At 32.9% G+C, this 17,210-nt stretch carries 15 protein-coding genes; 8 read left to right on the forward strand and 7 right to left on the reverse strand.

What is annotated here, in order from left to right; all coding sequences use genetic code 11:
* Positions 1-141: 141 nt before the first annotated feature.
* From NO995_RS00775 to NO995_RS00805, 7 genes are all read right to left on the reverse strand, one after another.
* Positions 142-507: an HIT family protein gene (locus tag NO995_RS00775; RefSeq protein WP_258225878.1), complete on the reverse strand. Its 366-nt coding sequence runs from the start codon at positions 505-507 to the stop codon at positions 142-144.
* Complete coding sequence (locus NO995_RS00780; protein WP_258225879.1) at positions 507-1,532, reverse strand: HNH endonuclease domain-containing protein; 1,026 nt, start codon at positions 1,530-1,532, stop codon at positions 507-509. Before NO995_RS00780 ends, NO995_RS00775 begins: the two co-directional genes overlap by 1 nt.
* A 146-nt stretch (positions 1,533-1,678) precedes the next feature.
* Positions 1,679-2,704 carry an alpha/beta hydrolase gene (locus NO995_RS00785; protein WP_258225880.1) on the reverse strand — a complete coding sequence of 342 codons (1,026 nt, stop codon included), beginning with the start codon at positions 2,702-2,704 and terminating at the stop codon, positions 1,679-1,681.
* A 141-nt stretch (positions 2,705-2,845) separates the two neighbouring features.
* Complete coding sequence (locus NO995_RS00790; RefSeq protein WP_258225881.1) at positions 2,846-3,271, reverse strand: DUF6943 family protein; 426 nt, start codon at positions 3,269-3,271, stop codon at positions 2,846-2,848.
* Positions 3,272-3,644: 373 nt separating this feature from the next.
* On the reverse strand, positions 3,645-4,376 hold the full coding sequence (locus NO995_RS00795) for an SOS response-associated peptidase (protein ID WP_258225882.1): 732 nt from the start codon (positions 4,374-4,376) through the stop codon (positions 3,645-3,647).
* A 178-nt stretch (positions 4,377-4,554) separates the two neighbouring features.
* Complete coding sequence (locus NO995_RS00800; protein ID WP_258225883.1) at positions 4,555-5,508, reverse strand: phospholipase D-like domain-containing protein; 954 nt, start codon at positions 5,506-5,508, stop codon at positions 4,555-4,557.
* A 192-nt stretch (positions 5,509-5,700) separates the two neighbouring features.
* Complete coding sequence (locus tag NO995_RS00805) at positions 5,701-6,753, reverse strand: endonuclease (RefSeq protein WP_258225884.1); 1,053 nt, start codon at positions 6,751-6,753, stop codon at positions 5,701-5,703.
* A gap of 114 nt (positions 6,754-6,867) precedes the next feature.
* Between NO995_RS00805 and NO995_RS00810 the strand changes: the two genes are divergently transcribed.
* The 8 genes from NO995_RS00810 (at position 6,868) to NO995_RS00845 (ending at position 16,982) form a co-directional block, all read left to right on the forward strand.
* Positions 6,868-7,467, forward strand: a complete 600-nt coding sequence (locus NO995_RS00810; protein WP_258225885.1) for a hypothetical protein — start codon at positions 6,868-6,870, stop codon at positions 7,465-7,467.
* A gap of 800 nt (positions 7,468-8,267) precedes the next feature.
* Positions 8,268-10,301: a S9 family peptidase gene (locus NO995_RS00815; RefSeq protein WP_258225886.1), complete on the forward strand. Its 2,034-nt coding sequence runs from the start codon at positions 8,268-8,270 to the stop codon at positions 10,299-10,301.
* Positions 10,302-10,443: 142 nt separating this feature from the next.
* On the forward strand, positions 10,444-11,391 hold the full coding sequence (locus NO995_RS00820) for an alpha/beta fold hydrolase (RefSeq protein ID WP_258225887.1): 948 nt from the start codon (positions 10,444-10,446) through the stop codon (positions 11,389-11,391).
* A 325-nt stretch (positions 11,392-11,716) separates the two neighbouring features.
* Complete coding sequence (locus NO995_RS00825) at positions 11,717-13,066, forward strand: TIGR02281 family clan AA aspartic protease (RefSeq protein WP_258225888.1); 1,350 nt, start codon at positions 11,717-11,719, stop codon at positions 13,064-13,066.
* A gap of 692 nt (positions 13,067-13,758) precedes the next feature.
* Positions 13,759-14,346 carry a hypothetical protein gene (locus NO995_RS00830; RefSeq protein ID WP_258225889.1) on the forward strand — a complete coding sequence of 196 codons (588 nt, stop codon included), beginning with the start codon at positions 13,759-13,761 and terminating at the stop codon, positions 14,344-14,346.
* Positions 14,347-14,358: 12 nt separating this feature from the next.
* Entirely contained in the window at positions 14,359-15,111 is a 753-nt protein-coding gene (locus tag NO995_RS00835; protein ID WP_258225890.1) for a hypothetical protein, read from the forward strand.
* 219 nt (positions 15,112-15,330) lie between these two features.
* Positions 15,331-16,062, forward strand: a complete 732-nt coding sequence (locus NO995_RS00840; RefSeq protein WP_258225891.1) for a phospholipase D family protein — start codon at positions 15,331-15,333, stop codon at positions 16,060-16,062.
* Positions 16,063-16,298: 236 nt separating this feature from the next.
* On the forward strand, positions 16,299-16,982 hold the full coding sequence (locus NO995_RS00845; RefSeq protein ID WP_258225892.1) for a hypothetical protein: 684 nt from the start codon (positions 16,299-16,301) through the stop codon (positions 16,980-16,982).
* Positions 16,983-17,210 lie beyond the last annotated feature (228 nt).

Here is a 17,210-nt window from a genome sequence, read left to right on the forward strand (position 1 = left end):
ATAACAATTGAATAAACACTATTGTGTTTATCTACATTATATTTATGTAGTAAATATAAGTTATATTCTTACAAAATAACCATATTTGTAATACAAATTATCATAATATGATATGAAAAATGATTCGAAATTTCAGGAGAATTAATAATAGCCCTTTCCTTCCACACAATGTCTTATTCCACCACGAGGATTATCCATATCGCCATGATATCTAGGAATGACGTGGCAATGAAAATGCATCACAGTTTGGCCAGCTACTTCCCCACAGTTCATACCTATGTTATAACCATCTGGCTTATGCTCCTTTTCTATGATGTTTTTTGCGACATCTATTAGGGTTGTTAGCTCTGCCTTTTCCTCATTATTTAAAGCGAAGTAATCTAATTTTTCAGTGTTGGAAATGATTAGAATATGGCCCGGAGATACCGGGTAGATATCGTAAATCAGGAAAAAGTTTTTTCCTTTATGAATTATTCTGTCTTCGGGAATGGTTAAAAATACACTCATTAAAAATTTCCTATTAATTCGATACTGGGCGACCAAGTTTGAATAGCGTTTGCTTTGGCGATGTCGTATTGCTTTTGCAAAAATGCTTTCCTTTTTTCTTTGGTGCGACCGGTTTGATTGATTATTGTTTCTGCCAAAGGATGCTTACTACTAATGTAAAACTCATTTCGGTTATACAAGCGGTGTAAAAACTTTATGTCTGGCACCTTGACTCTTTTTTCGTTGTTTATAGATGCATCAGCTAACACCAGATTCCAAACGCCGTTAATATTGGCTCCGGCATTACTGTGGTTGATTTTGTTGGTATGGGGTAAAAAGTGATCTACTTCACAGATGTTGGCACTCCCCTTTTTAACTGAAATATCCTGAAAGCTATAGAAGCATTTTCCTTTTTGATATCCGTTAAGTGAGTCTCTTACTGAAGTGATGTCTTTTCGGCGCATGAAATCACTTTCCAAGAAAAACAAGGATGCTGTTTCATCATATTTCACTTCCAAGAGGTTGGGATTAATATTAAGATTCCAGGCGGTTTCGACCAGGTTCCATCGCGCTTCTGTTTCCTGTTCGAAATTCTGAAAATGGAAGCTTTCTTTCAGCTTTAATAAATCGTCTTTAATTACGATTTGTTTTTTTCCGTTAGCATAATCTTTCTCGTAAAATAGGTTTGGTATCTGTCCCCCGTTTACATTTTGAAAAGCATCTACCACATTAACAAAACCCAGTTTTTCTGTTTGTAATAACAGCTGCGATTCTTCTATTAGTCCGTTATTAAAATCTCGACAATAATTTAAAAATCTACTGGAGCTTGAATTCCCTTGCTTATCGCTTTGCTTTAAGTGTTCAGTAATATTTCTGGAGAATGGCTTTGCTAAATCGGCCAATGATACCATCGTTACTTCTTCATCGATTAGTTCCAACAGGCTTTTAGCAAACGCAAACTTATATGTGGCTGAGTTTTTACCGAATAATATAAGCGCTCTCCATTGAGATTCGAGACTTGGATCGTTTATTTGGAATTCGGTCATGGATTGGGTGTTGTGGTATTACTGGTTAAAAATACCAAAAACTGGTGGATGGCTAAGCTAATTAATCTAATCTTATCGCTAATTACTAAAAAACCTTCTGTCATATATCTTGAGATATTTAGGCTACCTCACACTACTCATTTACTTTAATCAACAGGATACAATTCATCTGCCTTCTCCTTTAATGCTGTTGAATAAGCTTTCTTATCTTTCATAAAATGATCGATAAAACCAGCATAGCCTCTTAAAAATCTTTCTGAAGGAAGAATTTGATAACCTAATTTTTCGGATAACATTTTAAAATGATTAACAATGTATTGCACTAAATCTTTAGGTGATTTTTCTAAAAACACTGCTAATTCTTCATTGTTGACAGGATAAAAATAAAACAGGTTTACAATTGCATCGGAAATTGCCATCGGAACCATACTCACATGATTACTATTCGGATAGTAAAAAAATTGTTTTTCTAAACCTGTATCGTTTACATCGAATAATTTTTCAGTCTTTTTGATATACAGGGAATCTGGCAATGTTTCTAAAGTCCTATACCTATATTCCTCAGAATTAAATGGATTCTCATACGAATGAATTAGATGTTTATTTTTTAAGTTTATCTTATCTAATTTAGATTCCATATTACTAATCATGTAGTCATCACCCCAAAAGAATGAAGGAGAAATTGCTACATAATTAGTAAACACATTGGGGTTATCTATCATAACAAAGTATGTAAATAGACCTCCTAAAGAATGTCCTATTAAAGTTCTATTATATGTTAACTGATATTTCTTTTCCAAATAAGGAATTAATTCTTCATCCAAAAACTTTAGAAAAGCCGGGGCTCCTCCACCCATTGATTCCTTCGAACCATATGGATTATAAGGTATTGGAGTGAAATCAATTTCCCTTGGGGCTCCCTTTAAACCAATAATAGTTACATGGGGCATTTGATCATTGGCAGTTAAATAGTCGACATTAGTTTTTACTAGATCGAACAGATTATGACCATCTAAAACTATAACTAATGGAGTTGGGTGACTTACTTCAGGATGATAAACTTGAAAAGTTCTTTTGTTACCAAAAACCTCAGAATTGAGTGAATCTTTTGAGACTTGTGATATGGCAATTGAATGAATGGATAAAAAAATTAAGAAATATAATAACCTCATATCTAACCGTTTTACATTGAACAATTTTGAAACATTAGATGTATTTTACCATTAAAAGGTTAATAAAGATACATAATATTCTTACATAATTACATATCTTTTCAGTATCAACATAGTATGTATTAAACAAAACATTTGTTTTTAACGCCATGTTTTAGATTTCAAACTAGCATTTATAAACGCCTGTTTTAATTGTTTTAACTTCATTATGTTTTGTTTTAAAGCTTCTTCCTTTTGAGTGATTAACCGGATTGCTTTAATCGTCTTTTTAAGGTTTTCCGGATTATGATTACTCAAGCTTAACATCGTGCGTTTACAATCATTAATCGTTATAAATGGGATGACACTACCTTTTAGGTAATATGCAAAGTATTGGCCCTGTTGCAAGATCATGGTTAAATAGAATAAGGTCGTTTTATCTTCTTCGGTTTTAGTGGTAATCACAAAGCAATTCGGGCAAGGTATGCACATAGGTCTTCCGCTGTTCTGGCCTTTGTTTAAAATAAAGAAATGAGGTCTCACATAAGTGATTCCTGGGCGGTGGGTTTTGATTTCAAAATAAAGCATAGCTATCCAATTTAAAGTTGCTTCGCTACGCTTCGCGCCTATAATTTTTCAAAAGAAAAACAATAAAAAAGAAAGCTACTTTATTTTGTAGCGTGGGTAAGGCTGTCAAGTTTTTTTTGGGAAATACGACCTGAATATTGGCTGCGATTAGAAAAAAGATCCCTCAACACTTCGACAAGCTCAGTGCAGGCTTGTACAGATTGACACAGTAGGATTTCCAAGTTTTTACCGCAAACCATGTTTGCTCCTCTTAATATCAAAGGTGGAGATTTTTCAAAAAACCCGAAGGGCTTGAACTTTATAGCCTTAAAGCTCTGGCGGTAGGGAGCGACATACCTTTGCCTGGTTTTTTATTATTTTAAGAGAATATACTTTAAATAGCTACACCTTCATACTTAACCTCATCTATAATAGATTCGGTATCTGAATTTACTCTTGGACTAAACAGATCTCGGCTTACGGTATAGGTACTTAAATTTTCTTCATTGAAATTAAGGTTGATCAATTCGGTAATACCGTTTTGGTTTAAGTCGTCTTTTAACCAATCTTGTTCAAAGTCCTTTTGTAGAATAACAGGCTGTCTATTCTTCTTGTTATGAATTTTTGCAAACAAAGGAGAAGCGGCTTTTGTTAGTATAGTAAAGGTTACAACATTACCCACAATAGTATAGAGACCTGCTAAAGACAAGACCTCATCATTTTTCTGTTTAATGTGGAAGGGGTACTTTTTACCTTTGTACTCGTGAGGTTCAAAGAAACCGGTTACTGGTATAATACAACGTCTGGTGAATGCGGAGTTTTTATATAGAAAATGATCGAAGAGTTTTTCAGATTGTGCATTTAACCCTCCACCAAATTTTACAGATTCCTTATAATAGTCGCTAAGCTGTTCTGGCTTTTTATTTCCTGGAACAATACCCCATAATGCCGGCGCTAAAGCAGCTGGTCCTTCCTGTGGAATGATAAGCATATCGGGATGTGAAAAACCGTTGATATGGTAACGCGGAATATCGTAAACATCGCGAGCGTCACTTTTAGTTAGTTCTGCATCGTATCGTTTTTCTAATGCTGCTACAGATTTTGTTTGGGCTGTATGGAAACACATCAGCTTAAAATTAAAACACTTAAATATAATTAATTATGTTTTAAATTCTATTAAATCGTCGACTCATACAAAATAACTAACTCATTAATACTACATAAAAACAGCTATACCAATCCATATAATAGTTTAAATTGTTTTACCGGAATCGGTTTAAGATAAAGATACGCATGACCCTTAATTAAAATACTTGAACTTTAATGCTTCTGTATTTTTCGATAATATTATTGATCCCTTCTTTCCATTTATTGTAGTATGCATCATCGTTATCTAATATTGCATCCCAGTCAAATGAATCATTATCTTTATATAATAACAAATTTGATTTATGGTAATTCCAATAATATTTAAAAGCATTAAACTCAAAACCATCATGGGATGCCATCCAACAAGCGTGTAACTCTTCTAGCTCAGTTTCCTCTAAATTAAAGACAAACTCAACACGACGATGAGAAAATAGGACATCTACTTTGTCAAAAAAATTATCACAACGTGACATCCATTTGTTTTTAGAGATTTCAAACACCTTAAATTTTTTATTCAAGAAATAGGAATTCAGTTCATCACATGTATCTTGTTCTAAATCTTCATCGGTCTTTAAAACGTCGATTACAAAATTTGAATCTTGTGTTTCGGTGCATATAGATTCTAAACTGGCCCCATTAATAATTTCTTTTATTTCGAGTAACATATCATCGAAAACTTCCTTGGGACCACCTGCAATTTCAGGCCTAGACATTCTTCCAAAACTTTTAGTTGGTGCTTCTGAGAAAATAGAATTTCTAACATACAGAGTCCCCATTTCACGGTTGTTTTTTTCTGAATACTCGTAAAGATTCATGGAACCTATTACTAAAGCTTCTCCATTATAATAACATTTACAATGTATATTAGGATGATGTAACAGGTTTACCTTATTAAGCTTCTTCAATTTCTCTTTCTCGGAGAGCGAAAGTTTGTTTTCTCTATAAACTATTGTAATTATTACACCATTATTGTTTGCAACCTTCAAGGCTTCAAAAATATTTGCTGATATTTTAATGTAAGGAACTACCAAAACTAATTCGTTTTCAGCTTCCTGAATTAATTTAGGTATCCACAGGTTAAGGCCTTGGGTATTTAGAAATTTGGGCATTATTGTTTAAAATTAAATTGAATAGAATACACTATATGAGGACTAATGTAAAAAAATAATGCATTTTAATTTATTATAAATGAAATTTCTTACTATACAATTTGTAACTGTTAAATCAACAGAGTATTATAATTTCTTTTACATTAAAAAGTTAGAAGAGTTTATCATATAAAATAAAGGTATCAATTAAGATCAATCTTTGACAAACCTGATATGCTCTAATTGACCTTGATCCACGAGCTCCAGAATATAAAGACCACTTGACAACTTAGATACATCCAATTGATTGTTTTCTACTGGTATTAAAACCTTTAAACCATTCAGAGTATAAACCATTGTTTCCATGACCTGATTTGTTGGATTTGAAATATACAAAGTTTCTTGCACTGGATTTGGGTATACTTCTAACTTTGGTTGCTCTTCCTTTTCGATACTTAAAAGGCTCCAGGTATCAGTTGCTGTCGCTCCACCCCAGAACAATGTTGCCAGGTAAGGATTATCTATAAAAGGATTACGGTTGCCCTGAATGCCTTCCAATACTTGGTTACGTTGCAATTCGACATTAGATACTGGGTCTTCTTTATTCCATTTTAGGAATATATCCGGCATTTCCTGACTATAAGTGTTATCGCTTGACGCCGCATTATTAGCCGGACATTGTGTTGGATAACGCAAGTTCATATACATAATGATACGTGCCACATCGCCTTTCCATTCGTCGCCAGGATACCATTCACCACTATTGGTAATATGTGCATTACCACTACCCTCTTCGAATAAACGATTGTTTCTTGAAGAATTCATGTCGCCATCACAAGCTCTTAGATTATGAACATCGGTACCAGAACCTGGTTCTGAAGTTGACAATGCCGGTGATGCCTGTGATTTAGCATAAACATGTTCGCGATTCCAAAGGCCACTACACCCGCTCACATGACAAGATAAATCTTTTGATCTTGTGTAATCGGTTTGATTGTCGTTATCGGTATTATCATAGCCATAAAACAGGTAAACATTGCTTGTATTCGTTTCCACCTCATCAGTTTGTTTTACTGCATCCCAAGTGTCTAATTGACTTGAAGTATAAGGTAATTCGGTTGAATGTGTTGTTTGAATTAATGTTGCTATCTGGTCTTTTATTTCTGAAGGTGTGCCGTTAAAATCTATTGAGCTATAATACGTTGGGATTTGGGCCTGAATGGCAGACACAAAAAACAGAAATAAGTAAATGTAGATTTGTTTCATTTGAAGGGCTTTCTACAAATATAATGTAAAACACATCTTACTCATGTAAAATAAAAGCTAGTAAATTGTATTACTTGTTTTTGGTAAATTATAGTTAACTTAAAAGCAACCGTTATGACACGTAGAATACCTCCAAAAAAAATTATATTTTCCCTACTGAGTATTATCAATGATTTAGACTCACAATATGGAACGCATCCTGATTACGCAGCCATTATAACCTATTTATCAAGCAAGGATTTTTATTATGACGATAAACTTCCAATACCCAGTTTTAAAAGTATCAGCCTCGCTACTGGTATAAATGACTATCAAGTTAAGAAACGAATTAACCAATTATACGAAGACGTATTTGACTTTTATGCTAAACCATTTATTGATTTTAGAGACTCCGAATACTACATATACGCCAGTGACGGTAAAAAAAGTGCTCAAATAAAAGTCAAGGGTTTAGGCACCATACCTAAAATTGGAGAGGATGTTACTTTTGACTTATTCGAAGGCAGAATCGGGGCTTCCTCATTTTATGTTAAAGATGTATGGCATTGCTATGAGCAAGGTAAACACATCATTTTTATCATTTTAAACTCTGGACGATATAGTCTTTTCTGGCACTTTCGAAAAGGCGAAGCTGAAGCGAAACGAGAACTCAGCTTTAATGATCTTATTAATATGGATGACTATGAATTGAAACGTAAACTAGGGTTGAGATAGAAACTATTAGCAGGTAAACAAGCGCAGCGTTGGAGCGAAGCGGAAACAGCGAGCCGCCAGCGAGTTGAGCCAGGGTGTTTTGGCCAATAGCTTGGAACACCGTGGAAAGCTGCCAGAACTATGTTATCACCTGATGGCGCTATTTTTGATCTGCGTTGGAAAAAGCAAGGGTTGCAAATACATGGAAGTGTGCATATGCGATAGCGTATTGCAGCCTGTAGTGTATTTGTAACTCTTGTACACGTTGCAAGAAGAGGCTTTGTTTTATGTTGAGGTACGAAACTAAAATATAGCTTCTGGATGCGGATGGCCATCAAAAATTGTGACAGCTGAACGGCCCGCAGCGATCCGCAGGCGAGCCAAATTGTTAAGTAGCGGTTGTACCCCAATAAAATTAGACATGCGCATTAAGCGCATACTTTATGGGCTTGGGGTACAAAAGTAGCTACGAGTGAACTTTTGGCGTATTGTGTGAAATAAAACAAATAGACATTGCCAACGAAGGCGTGCCGCCGTAGTGGTACTGAATATGGTATATGCAAGTTTAATGTAATGGGCTTGCAGATATGTTTTATGGAACTAAATGAAGCCATAAGTGAACACCGCTTTACCTGCGTAAACGGAAACACAAAAACCATAAACACATACAAATCAAATAATTACACGTAAAATCGTAAGAATATTTATTATATTTAGTACAATAAATCTGAATTGAGTAACTGAATTGCTTTTATACAAACCTTAACCTCTATTCAAGAATAACTTAATTAACCGATCACAGAAATAAATAAAAACTTAAAATGATGAAACATTTATTTTTCACAGTCCTCCTCTTGTTTACCAGTGTACCACTCAGTCATAGTCAAATAAAATCGAACTTAGAACTTATTGACATATTTAATATGGAATATGTGTCTGATCCACAAATTTCTCCTGATGGTTCAAAAATTGTCTATGTTCGAAATTTTAAAGATGTCATGACAGATAGAAACTTATCAAATCTATGGATTGTGAATTTTGACGGTTCCAATAATAGACCACTTACAACCGGAAATCACAACGACTTATACCCAAGGTGGTCACATGATGGAGAAAAATTAATTTTTAAATCGAATAAAGCCGATGAGAAAATGAAGGTTTATATGATGTGGGTGGATACAAAAGAATCTGTCCCGCTGACCAATACAACTGAGGTACCAAATGATATTACATGGTCATATGACGACAAGACTTTAGCATTTAACATGTTTGTACCTAAAAAGCACGTGTCAATTGTAAAAATGCCAGACAAACCTGAAGGTGCCAAATGGAACACACCTCCTATTTACATTGACGATATTAGATATCGTGGCGATGGACAAGGGTATTTAAAAAGTGGTAATGTGCAATTATTTACTTTGCCAATTGAAGGGGGTACCCCAAGACAATTGACTTTTACTAATTTTAATCATAGTGGACCGATTTGGTCTAAGGACAACACAATTCTTTATTTCAGTGCTAATTATCATAAACCAGAAGAAATAGAACCCCTAGATGGAGAAATTCATCAAATTACCATAAATGATGGAACTATTAAACCATTAACCAAACGTTATGGACCTGATTATCACCCTGTGTTATCACCAGACGGAACAAAAATAGCTTATTTAGGATTTGACGACACATACCAAGGGTATCAAATTGTTAACCTTCATGTAATGAATATAGATGGAACCGATTCTGAATTGATTTCTAAAGATTTTGATAGAGATATTCAAAATATTAGTTGGAGAAATGATGGTAAAGGGCTTTATTTTCAATATGATGATAAAGGAGATACTAAATTAGCATACATTACATTAGCCGGAAAAGTATCGATAATCACTGAAAATTTAGGTGGCCTTACACTCGGTAGGCCATATAATGCTGCTAGTTATACATCTTCAAATTCAAACAAATTTGCCTATACACTTGGTGGAACAAATCATCCAGCTGATTTGGGTGTTGCAGACTCAAAATCAAGTAAGCGCTTAACCGCACTTAATAATGACCTTTTCTCCTATAGAAATCTTGGAAATGTAGAAGAAATATGGTGGGAATCTTCATTCGATCAACGCAAAATACAAGGATGGATAGTTACGCCTCCAGATTTTGACAGTACTAAAAAGTATCCACTGATTTTGGAAATACATGGAGGTCCATTCGCTAGTTATGGCTCTGTATATTCTGCCGAAATACAGGCATTTGCTGCCGCCGGCTATGTGGTACTTTATTCTAATCCAAGAGGTAGTACAGGCTATGGTCAGGAATTTGGCAACTTGATACATCACGATTACCCAAATCATGACTATGATGATCTCATGTCTGGTGTAGACGCTGTTATTAAAAAAGGATTTGTTGATGCTGAAAATTTATTTGTTACTGGTGGCAGCGGAGGTGGTGTACTTACAGCCTGGATAGTAGGTAAGACCGACCGGTTTAAAGCTGCAGTTGTAGCCAAACCTGTTATTAACTGGTATAGTTTTGTATTGTATGCAGATCACATTCAATACTTTTCAAAATATTGGTTTGCTAAAAAACCATGGGAAGATCCGGAGAGCTATTTAAAACGTTCACCTTTGTCCTATGTTGGTAATATAACTACACCAACTATGCTACTAACCGGTGAACAGGATTTCAGAACACCTATCGCGGAATCAGAACAATTTTTTGCTGCATTGAAGTTGGAAAACGTTGAAACTGCCATGGTAAGAATACCAGATGCTTCACATGGTATTGCTAATAAGCCAAGTAACTTGATAGCTAAAATAGCAAGTATTTTGGCTTGGTTTGAAAAGTATAAAAAGAAGGAGTAGTCCGTTTTTAAAAAAATCGTAGATAAAAATAATTATACTGTATCGTGGCATCAAAAAAAACTAACTATAAATAAACGGTATTAAAACGTCTGTTTACTCCAACCGTATACTACAATTATTATTAGTAATAAACCATAAAATCATGACGGCTTCATTCACTTTTAACGGCTTTAAGTATTGGATAGTAATCGTTGGTTTCCAACTTTTCAACTATTCTATAAACGCACAGGACAGTTCAACTAAGCCTACTTATCAATTTGTAGAAATTGACGGATATAAATATCATGTTAGAATTGGTGGACAGGAACATTTGGAGCATGGTATTCCAGTGGTTGTACTGGAAGCCGGGTTTGGCAACTGGAATTGGGGTACCATTTTCGATGATATTGCAAAAACTGCCCCTGTTATAGCTTATGAGCGATCTGGAATAGGACAATCTGAATGGAATGAGATGGAGTATACAACGCTCAATGTCGTACATATTTTACGTAAAATACTCCAAAAACTTGAACTTCCACCACCCTATATCTTAGCTGGACATAGTTGGGGTGGTGTCCTTATAAGAACCTATGCCGGACATTTTCCGGATGAAATAAAAGCACTTGTATACATCGATTCTACAGATTTCACGACACCCAGAGATCATGCTATATTAGTGGAAATGGGTGTAGATACAACAGGAATCGCAGCATTTGCAAAAAAGTATAAGGAAAATGATATAAAAAAGGCACAAAGTTTTCCTCCGGGATACAGAGAGGAATGGATATACATTAGTGAACTTTTTTTTGACTTTCAAGGCGACGATATAGGATTTGGTAGTACCCCTAAAATTCCCATCGCGGTATTTGTTGGTACAAAAACACCAGAACCAGAGCTAATTCCAACCGTTACATCGGAAAACCCACTTGAAAAAGCCATTTATTCTATTGAATACCATGAAGCAGGCCAGAAAGAAAGAATCCAAGCTTGTACTGAATGGATTAGTGAATCTCCTGAGGGATATTTAATAGTGTCTCCAAAAGCCGGACATTATTTTCATCTTGATGAACCCCAATTAGTTGTTGAGATGATAAAAAGACTCATTGAGTAATTACAGGTTCTAAATATCACCGCAAACCATGTTTGCTCCTCTTAATATCAAATGCTCGAAATGACAATAGTTTTAACTTGGCATGCAGATATGTTTTATGGAACTAAATGGAGCCATAAGTGAACACCGCTTTACCTGCGTACTCAGTAACTTCTCACTATCAAAACCTTACAAAAAAATTCCAAGAAAAGACTATAACTATTGTTATAAATCTCTACAAAAAACATCATTTTGTAAGAATAAAATCTATATTTATCGAAATGAATTTAATGCTGATAAATGCTATTGTGTTTATCTATATGCTACTGTATACTACTAATTACCTATGACAAAAAAATTACTTTTTAACTTAATTCTTTTAGTTTTAAGCCAAAACATTTTTTCCCAAACTTTCGTACAAATGGAAAAAGTCAATGATGTTTACCAAATCCCTTGTAAAGTGAATGGGATTGATATGAAATTTATACTTGACACTGGTGCATCGGACATTTCTATTTCAAAAACTGAGGCTAACTTTTTAGCCAAACAAGGGCTTTTAAATGAAAATGATATTCTAGGAACACAAAAATATAGACTCGCAAATGGATCAATCACTGAAGGAACTAAAATAATAATTCGAGAAATTAAAATTAGTGATGTCTTTATAAAAAACGTTAATGCTACAGTTATTGAAAATGAAAATGCTCCTTTACTTTTCGGACAGTCTGCATTATCAAAATTTGGAAGTTTTGAAATTGAAAATGATATTTTAAAAATCTATCCAAAGGAAAGCATTAACAAGTTGCAGTTTTTAGGTATAGACCTTACCAAAACTATCGATGACTTTGGTTTTGATAGACAAAATCTCGATAATGACAATCCTTTACTTGGTGTTACATTTGATGACTGTAAAATTTCAAAGGAACATGAACTTAAAGAATTCCTTTTTGAAAGACAGAGTATTGTTTTCGATAATGAAGGCCAAATTGCAATGGTGGGTCTTGGTAAATCAATAAAAGGCAAAAATAGTTCTCAAAAAGCAGAAAACTCAAAAGTTTATTTTGAAAAACTCTATGATAAAATCAGTGCTAAATATGGTTCTAGTAACACTAAGATGACAAGGTCTGCCATTTGGGAAACCAGAGATTTTAATCTTACCATAAGCATTGATTCTGATTATCATGTTTTACTTATATATATGCCTAAAATATTAATCAAACACGAAAAATTTGTGACCAGTATAGAATCTGAGGAAGAATTAATAAAAAAAGAAAAACCTAACCTAGAACAAACTAGAAAATATACCATAGAAAATTTAAATATATTATTTAAAGAAATGAGTGAAAAATTAAAAACAAAGGGATTACCCGGTTTAAACATATTTGCGCGATATGATAATGATGAACTATCCATATTCTATGAACAAAGCTTTGAAAGTTATGATTTATCGTCCTCTGAAATTAAAAAAGAAATGGAGCATGAACGTAATAGTTTAATAAGTTTTATAAACCACTTTTTCTCCCCTAAAAATACGTCTTGGTTAAATGATAATGAATTTGTTTTAGTAAAAATTAATGGAGAATTCATCTACAAAAATAAACCTATTAGAAAAACAAAATTAAAATTTGAAGTTAGTGATTTATTAAACTTAGAATCTCCTTACACTAAAAGTGAATTAGAACATATTTTAAACTAAAACATTATAATACATCAATGAAAATACATCCCATTTTTTCTAAAGAATATAGCCTTTGGTGGTTTTTACTGACTGTTGCTATTTTTTTAAAAGCTATAATTTTTGGGTTTAAAACTAGTGTAGATAGAGGGTTAATGTTTTGGATTATTGGGACTTTATTTTGCGCTATAATATTTGCATCTCCTTTTTATTTAATATCCAGACTAATCCTAAAAAAATGGAATCATAAAATATATATGATCCTTATATCCATCATTGTAGGCCTATTTCTAATCTTTAATCAATAATATATTATGTTGGAATTTACAAAAGAAAACAAAAATATGATCGGTATAATTTTGGCAATTAGTTATACCCTCTATTTCAATTGGCAAAACACTCAATATCCTATATCCAGTACAATAGCGTACTCACTACCCTTTTTAGTGTTTTCAGCTTTAACTGGTTTTGGAATTTCAAAAATGAGAAAGGACAATAATTTTGGCATTTACACCGCTGTCATCTCTTTAATTTTTGTAATTGCAAATATGTAAATGCCTAATTAATTTTCTATAAAGACCCCATGAACTTTATATTTTTTTTATACAATGTAAGCACTCTAAACCTCCTTAAATATTAACTTTAATTACCCAAAACCAACTGAAAAATAACGCATGAAGCTATCACAATTTGAAAATGAGCTTAGAGATAAATTGAAAAAGTATGAAAAGCCACGTCCTTTTATTTGTGACGGAAATCCTTTAGACTGTGATATATTTATTGTAGGGATAAATGCCGCTACTGAAATGGATAGCGATTTTTGGGAATTTTGGTCAACAGAAAATGGTTTTAAAAAAAAGGAATGGCTCGAGAATTATATCCTTGAGAGAAAGCTAAAACCTTTGAAACAAAACAAAACAAGGCGAAATAAATTAAGTAACACCAGGCAAAGAATTGAATGGATTATTGAAGCTAGTAGGCCTATTGAAACTTTAGAAACTAATTTATTTGTAAAAGCAACGCCTTCAGCATATGAGTTACAAAGTGAGGATAGGGAAAGTTCTATTTTTGAATATTTATTAGAAACCATAAAACCAAAAATCCTTTTTATACATGGAAATGAAGTGCTAGAATATTTTGAAAAACTTTATGGCGTTAAAATTGAAAAAGGTAAAATTGAAACCATAGAAATTTTGGGGACAAAAACCAACATTTTAGCGATGCATCATCTTTCCAGAGGTTGGTCAAAAAAAAAGTCTATTGAATTAGGAGAACTTTTAAAATCTATAATACTAAGCTAAATAATTAAACATATGCAGAACGTCATCCTAAAATTAAAAGCATTTAGTGAACAAGTAGACCTAAGAAAACGTTTCGACTATAACTTTGATGTTACCGATAGTATATTTTCACAAAATGAATCAGAGCTTCTTTCTAATGAAAACAATCCATTTGATCAAAACGTAAAGTTAAAATGGATTTTAAGTGAAAAATATAAACAACATACTGAACAGAACTTTATTGACTTTTGGATCATTAATAATTGGGGAGGAATACGTGGGTTTAAACCCAATGAAAGGAATATTGACAAAGTACAACGGTTTAAAAAACAATTAGAAAAACAGAAATTATCATTAGACTGTTTTACAACGATTTCTTCACTTTCGAAATTAGCTTCTTTTATTTATCCTGATCATTTTGTCATATATGACTCTAGAGTTATTTATACGCTTAACTGGCTTATTTTAACCTGTGAAAATGAAAATGGTTTTAAACAACCGTACTTTCCAATGCCAAGTGGACGAAATAGAATTATTGCTGATTTTGATATGAATACCATAATCAATATTTCACATGTTAATGAATACATAGACAATAAGCCATTGTATGTAACACCCCAAGAGGCGTATTTTAACTTCTGTGATTTTATAAGAACAAATGCTCCGTTGATTTATGGTCCTGATGCTAAACCCTATGAGTTAGAAATGCTATTATTTACCCTGGCTGACAAAGAAATTTTCAACGAATTAAAAGAACAAATTCAAATTACAACCGTAAATAAATAGAATTAAGGCTAGAGCGCAAAGGCTTTAGGCAAATGAAGTATTTTGTTATACCTATGCGCGCTTTGTTTTGAATCAAACAATGAATAAAATTTAGTAAGAATCCCCGACATTTGTAAGAATAATGATTACATTTAGCATATAAATTTTATGTAGATAAATACAATTGTGTTTATTCAATTATTGTAATCAATTTACGAAAATCGACAAACAGAAATAAAAATGGCAAAATTTTTAAACACGACGGGGGTTTCATATCATTTAGAAGAACTAATTAAAAACACAAAAGACCGATTGATTTTAATTAGCCCATATCTTCAATTTCATAAACGAGTGAAAGACCATTTAGAAAGTCTAAATATTCAAAAAAGAGACATCAGAATTATTTATCGAGAGAATAAATTACAGGTTGAGGAAAGTAATTGGTTGGAAAGTCAGATTGGAATTCGAACGAGTCTTTGTAATTCACTTCACGCAAAATGCTATTTAAATGAAAATGAAGCCATTGTAACTTCAATGAATCTATATTCTTTTTCGCAACAGAATAATGACGAAATGGGAATTCATGTAACAAAAGTAAAAGATCCTGATTTATACAACGACATATACAATGAAGTTCAAAGACTTTTGACCATAAGTGAGGAAATTCGTATTTCAGTTAAGAAAGTAGATAAAGAAATAGAAGAAAAAACTGAAAATACTTTTAAGAAAGTTCAAGAAACTGAAGACTTTTCAAAATCTAAACTACTAACAACTAATGAATTATCTAATCTAACTGGTTTAAGTAGTCGAAAAGTGAATAAATGGTTTACTGACAATAAACTTATGTATAAAAAAGAGGATGATTGGATAACAACAAAACGAGGAAAAGAAACTGGCGGAATTGAGAAAAATGGACAATATGGACAATTTGTTGTTTGGCCAGAAGATATTGCAAAACATATAACTAAATAAAAACTGTTTACAGTAATAGCTGTAAATAATAATTGCTTGTTCTAATGGGTTTTTAGTTTGGTGTGTACTTAATAAGTTCACCTACGAAATACTAATATTCTCTTAGTCGAGAACATTTTACGTAGTAAGCTAAAATGAGTGAGAATTCAACAGCAACATTAAAATTGAAGCCATATGATTTACTAGTAACCCTGAACAGTAAATTGGCTGAATGCACGAATTCTGTGTTTTTCGGAATGAATGCACTTGAAACAACTACTGAGTTACCTGAATCTTTAAGTTCTCAAGAAGATTCTGTTTATACGCAGATACCCATCGGAAAGCTAACTTTATACCAAAGCAAACAGAATTTTAAGCATTGGATTTTAAAAAAAGGATTTGAAGATTTAATTTCTGCGCTAACTGAATTATTAATTAGTATTTCACATATAATCGATTTAAACGAAAAACTTCAAAAGAACACCAAATTGACTCTGGAGAAATTTAAAGAATTAATATTTGAACCAAATGACAGTAATTCGACCAAAAATTTCCCCTCTTTAATCAAAAAAGTTGAAGGCTCGTTGAAGCAACCATTAAAATTTAAATCGGAAGTAGAAACAATAAACAGAGTAAGAAGGTGCTTGGTTCACAGAAATGGAGTTGTAAGACCAACAGATTTTAATACAGAAAATGGACTTGAACTGAAATGGTGGTTCTGGGAAATAAAATTAACAAATAACGGACAGACAAAAATATTGGAACGATTTGATAAGGTAACTTCCGAGACAAAAATGGTAATGAACGAAAAGTTAAAAAGCAAACTTATTAAGGAAAACCAAAGAATAGAATTCAATTATCAAGAATTTAATGAACTTGCCCTTTTCTGTCAAAGATTTGGCTTTGACATATTGGATAAATTTGAATTAAACCAAAATTAAGGAGGAACTGCAAAGGCCAGTGCTAAACCGAAAAACAAAGTAAACCATAACAATAAAAGAACTTTACAATGCCCGTTGCTAAAATATATTAATTACAACTACTATTATTTACATTGACTGACAAAGAAATTTTCAACGAATTGAAAGAACAAATTCAAATTACAACCGTAAATAATTAGAATTAAAGCTAGAGCGCAAAGGCTATAGACAAGTGTATGGTGGCCTGTA

It is taken from the genome of Aestuariibaculum sp. M13, from assembly GCF_024723255.1.
GTDB classification, from domain to species: domain Bacteria; phylum Bacteroidota; class Bacteroidia; order Flavobacteriales; family Flavobacteriaceae; genus Aestuariibaculum; species Aestuariibaculum lutulentum.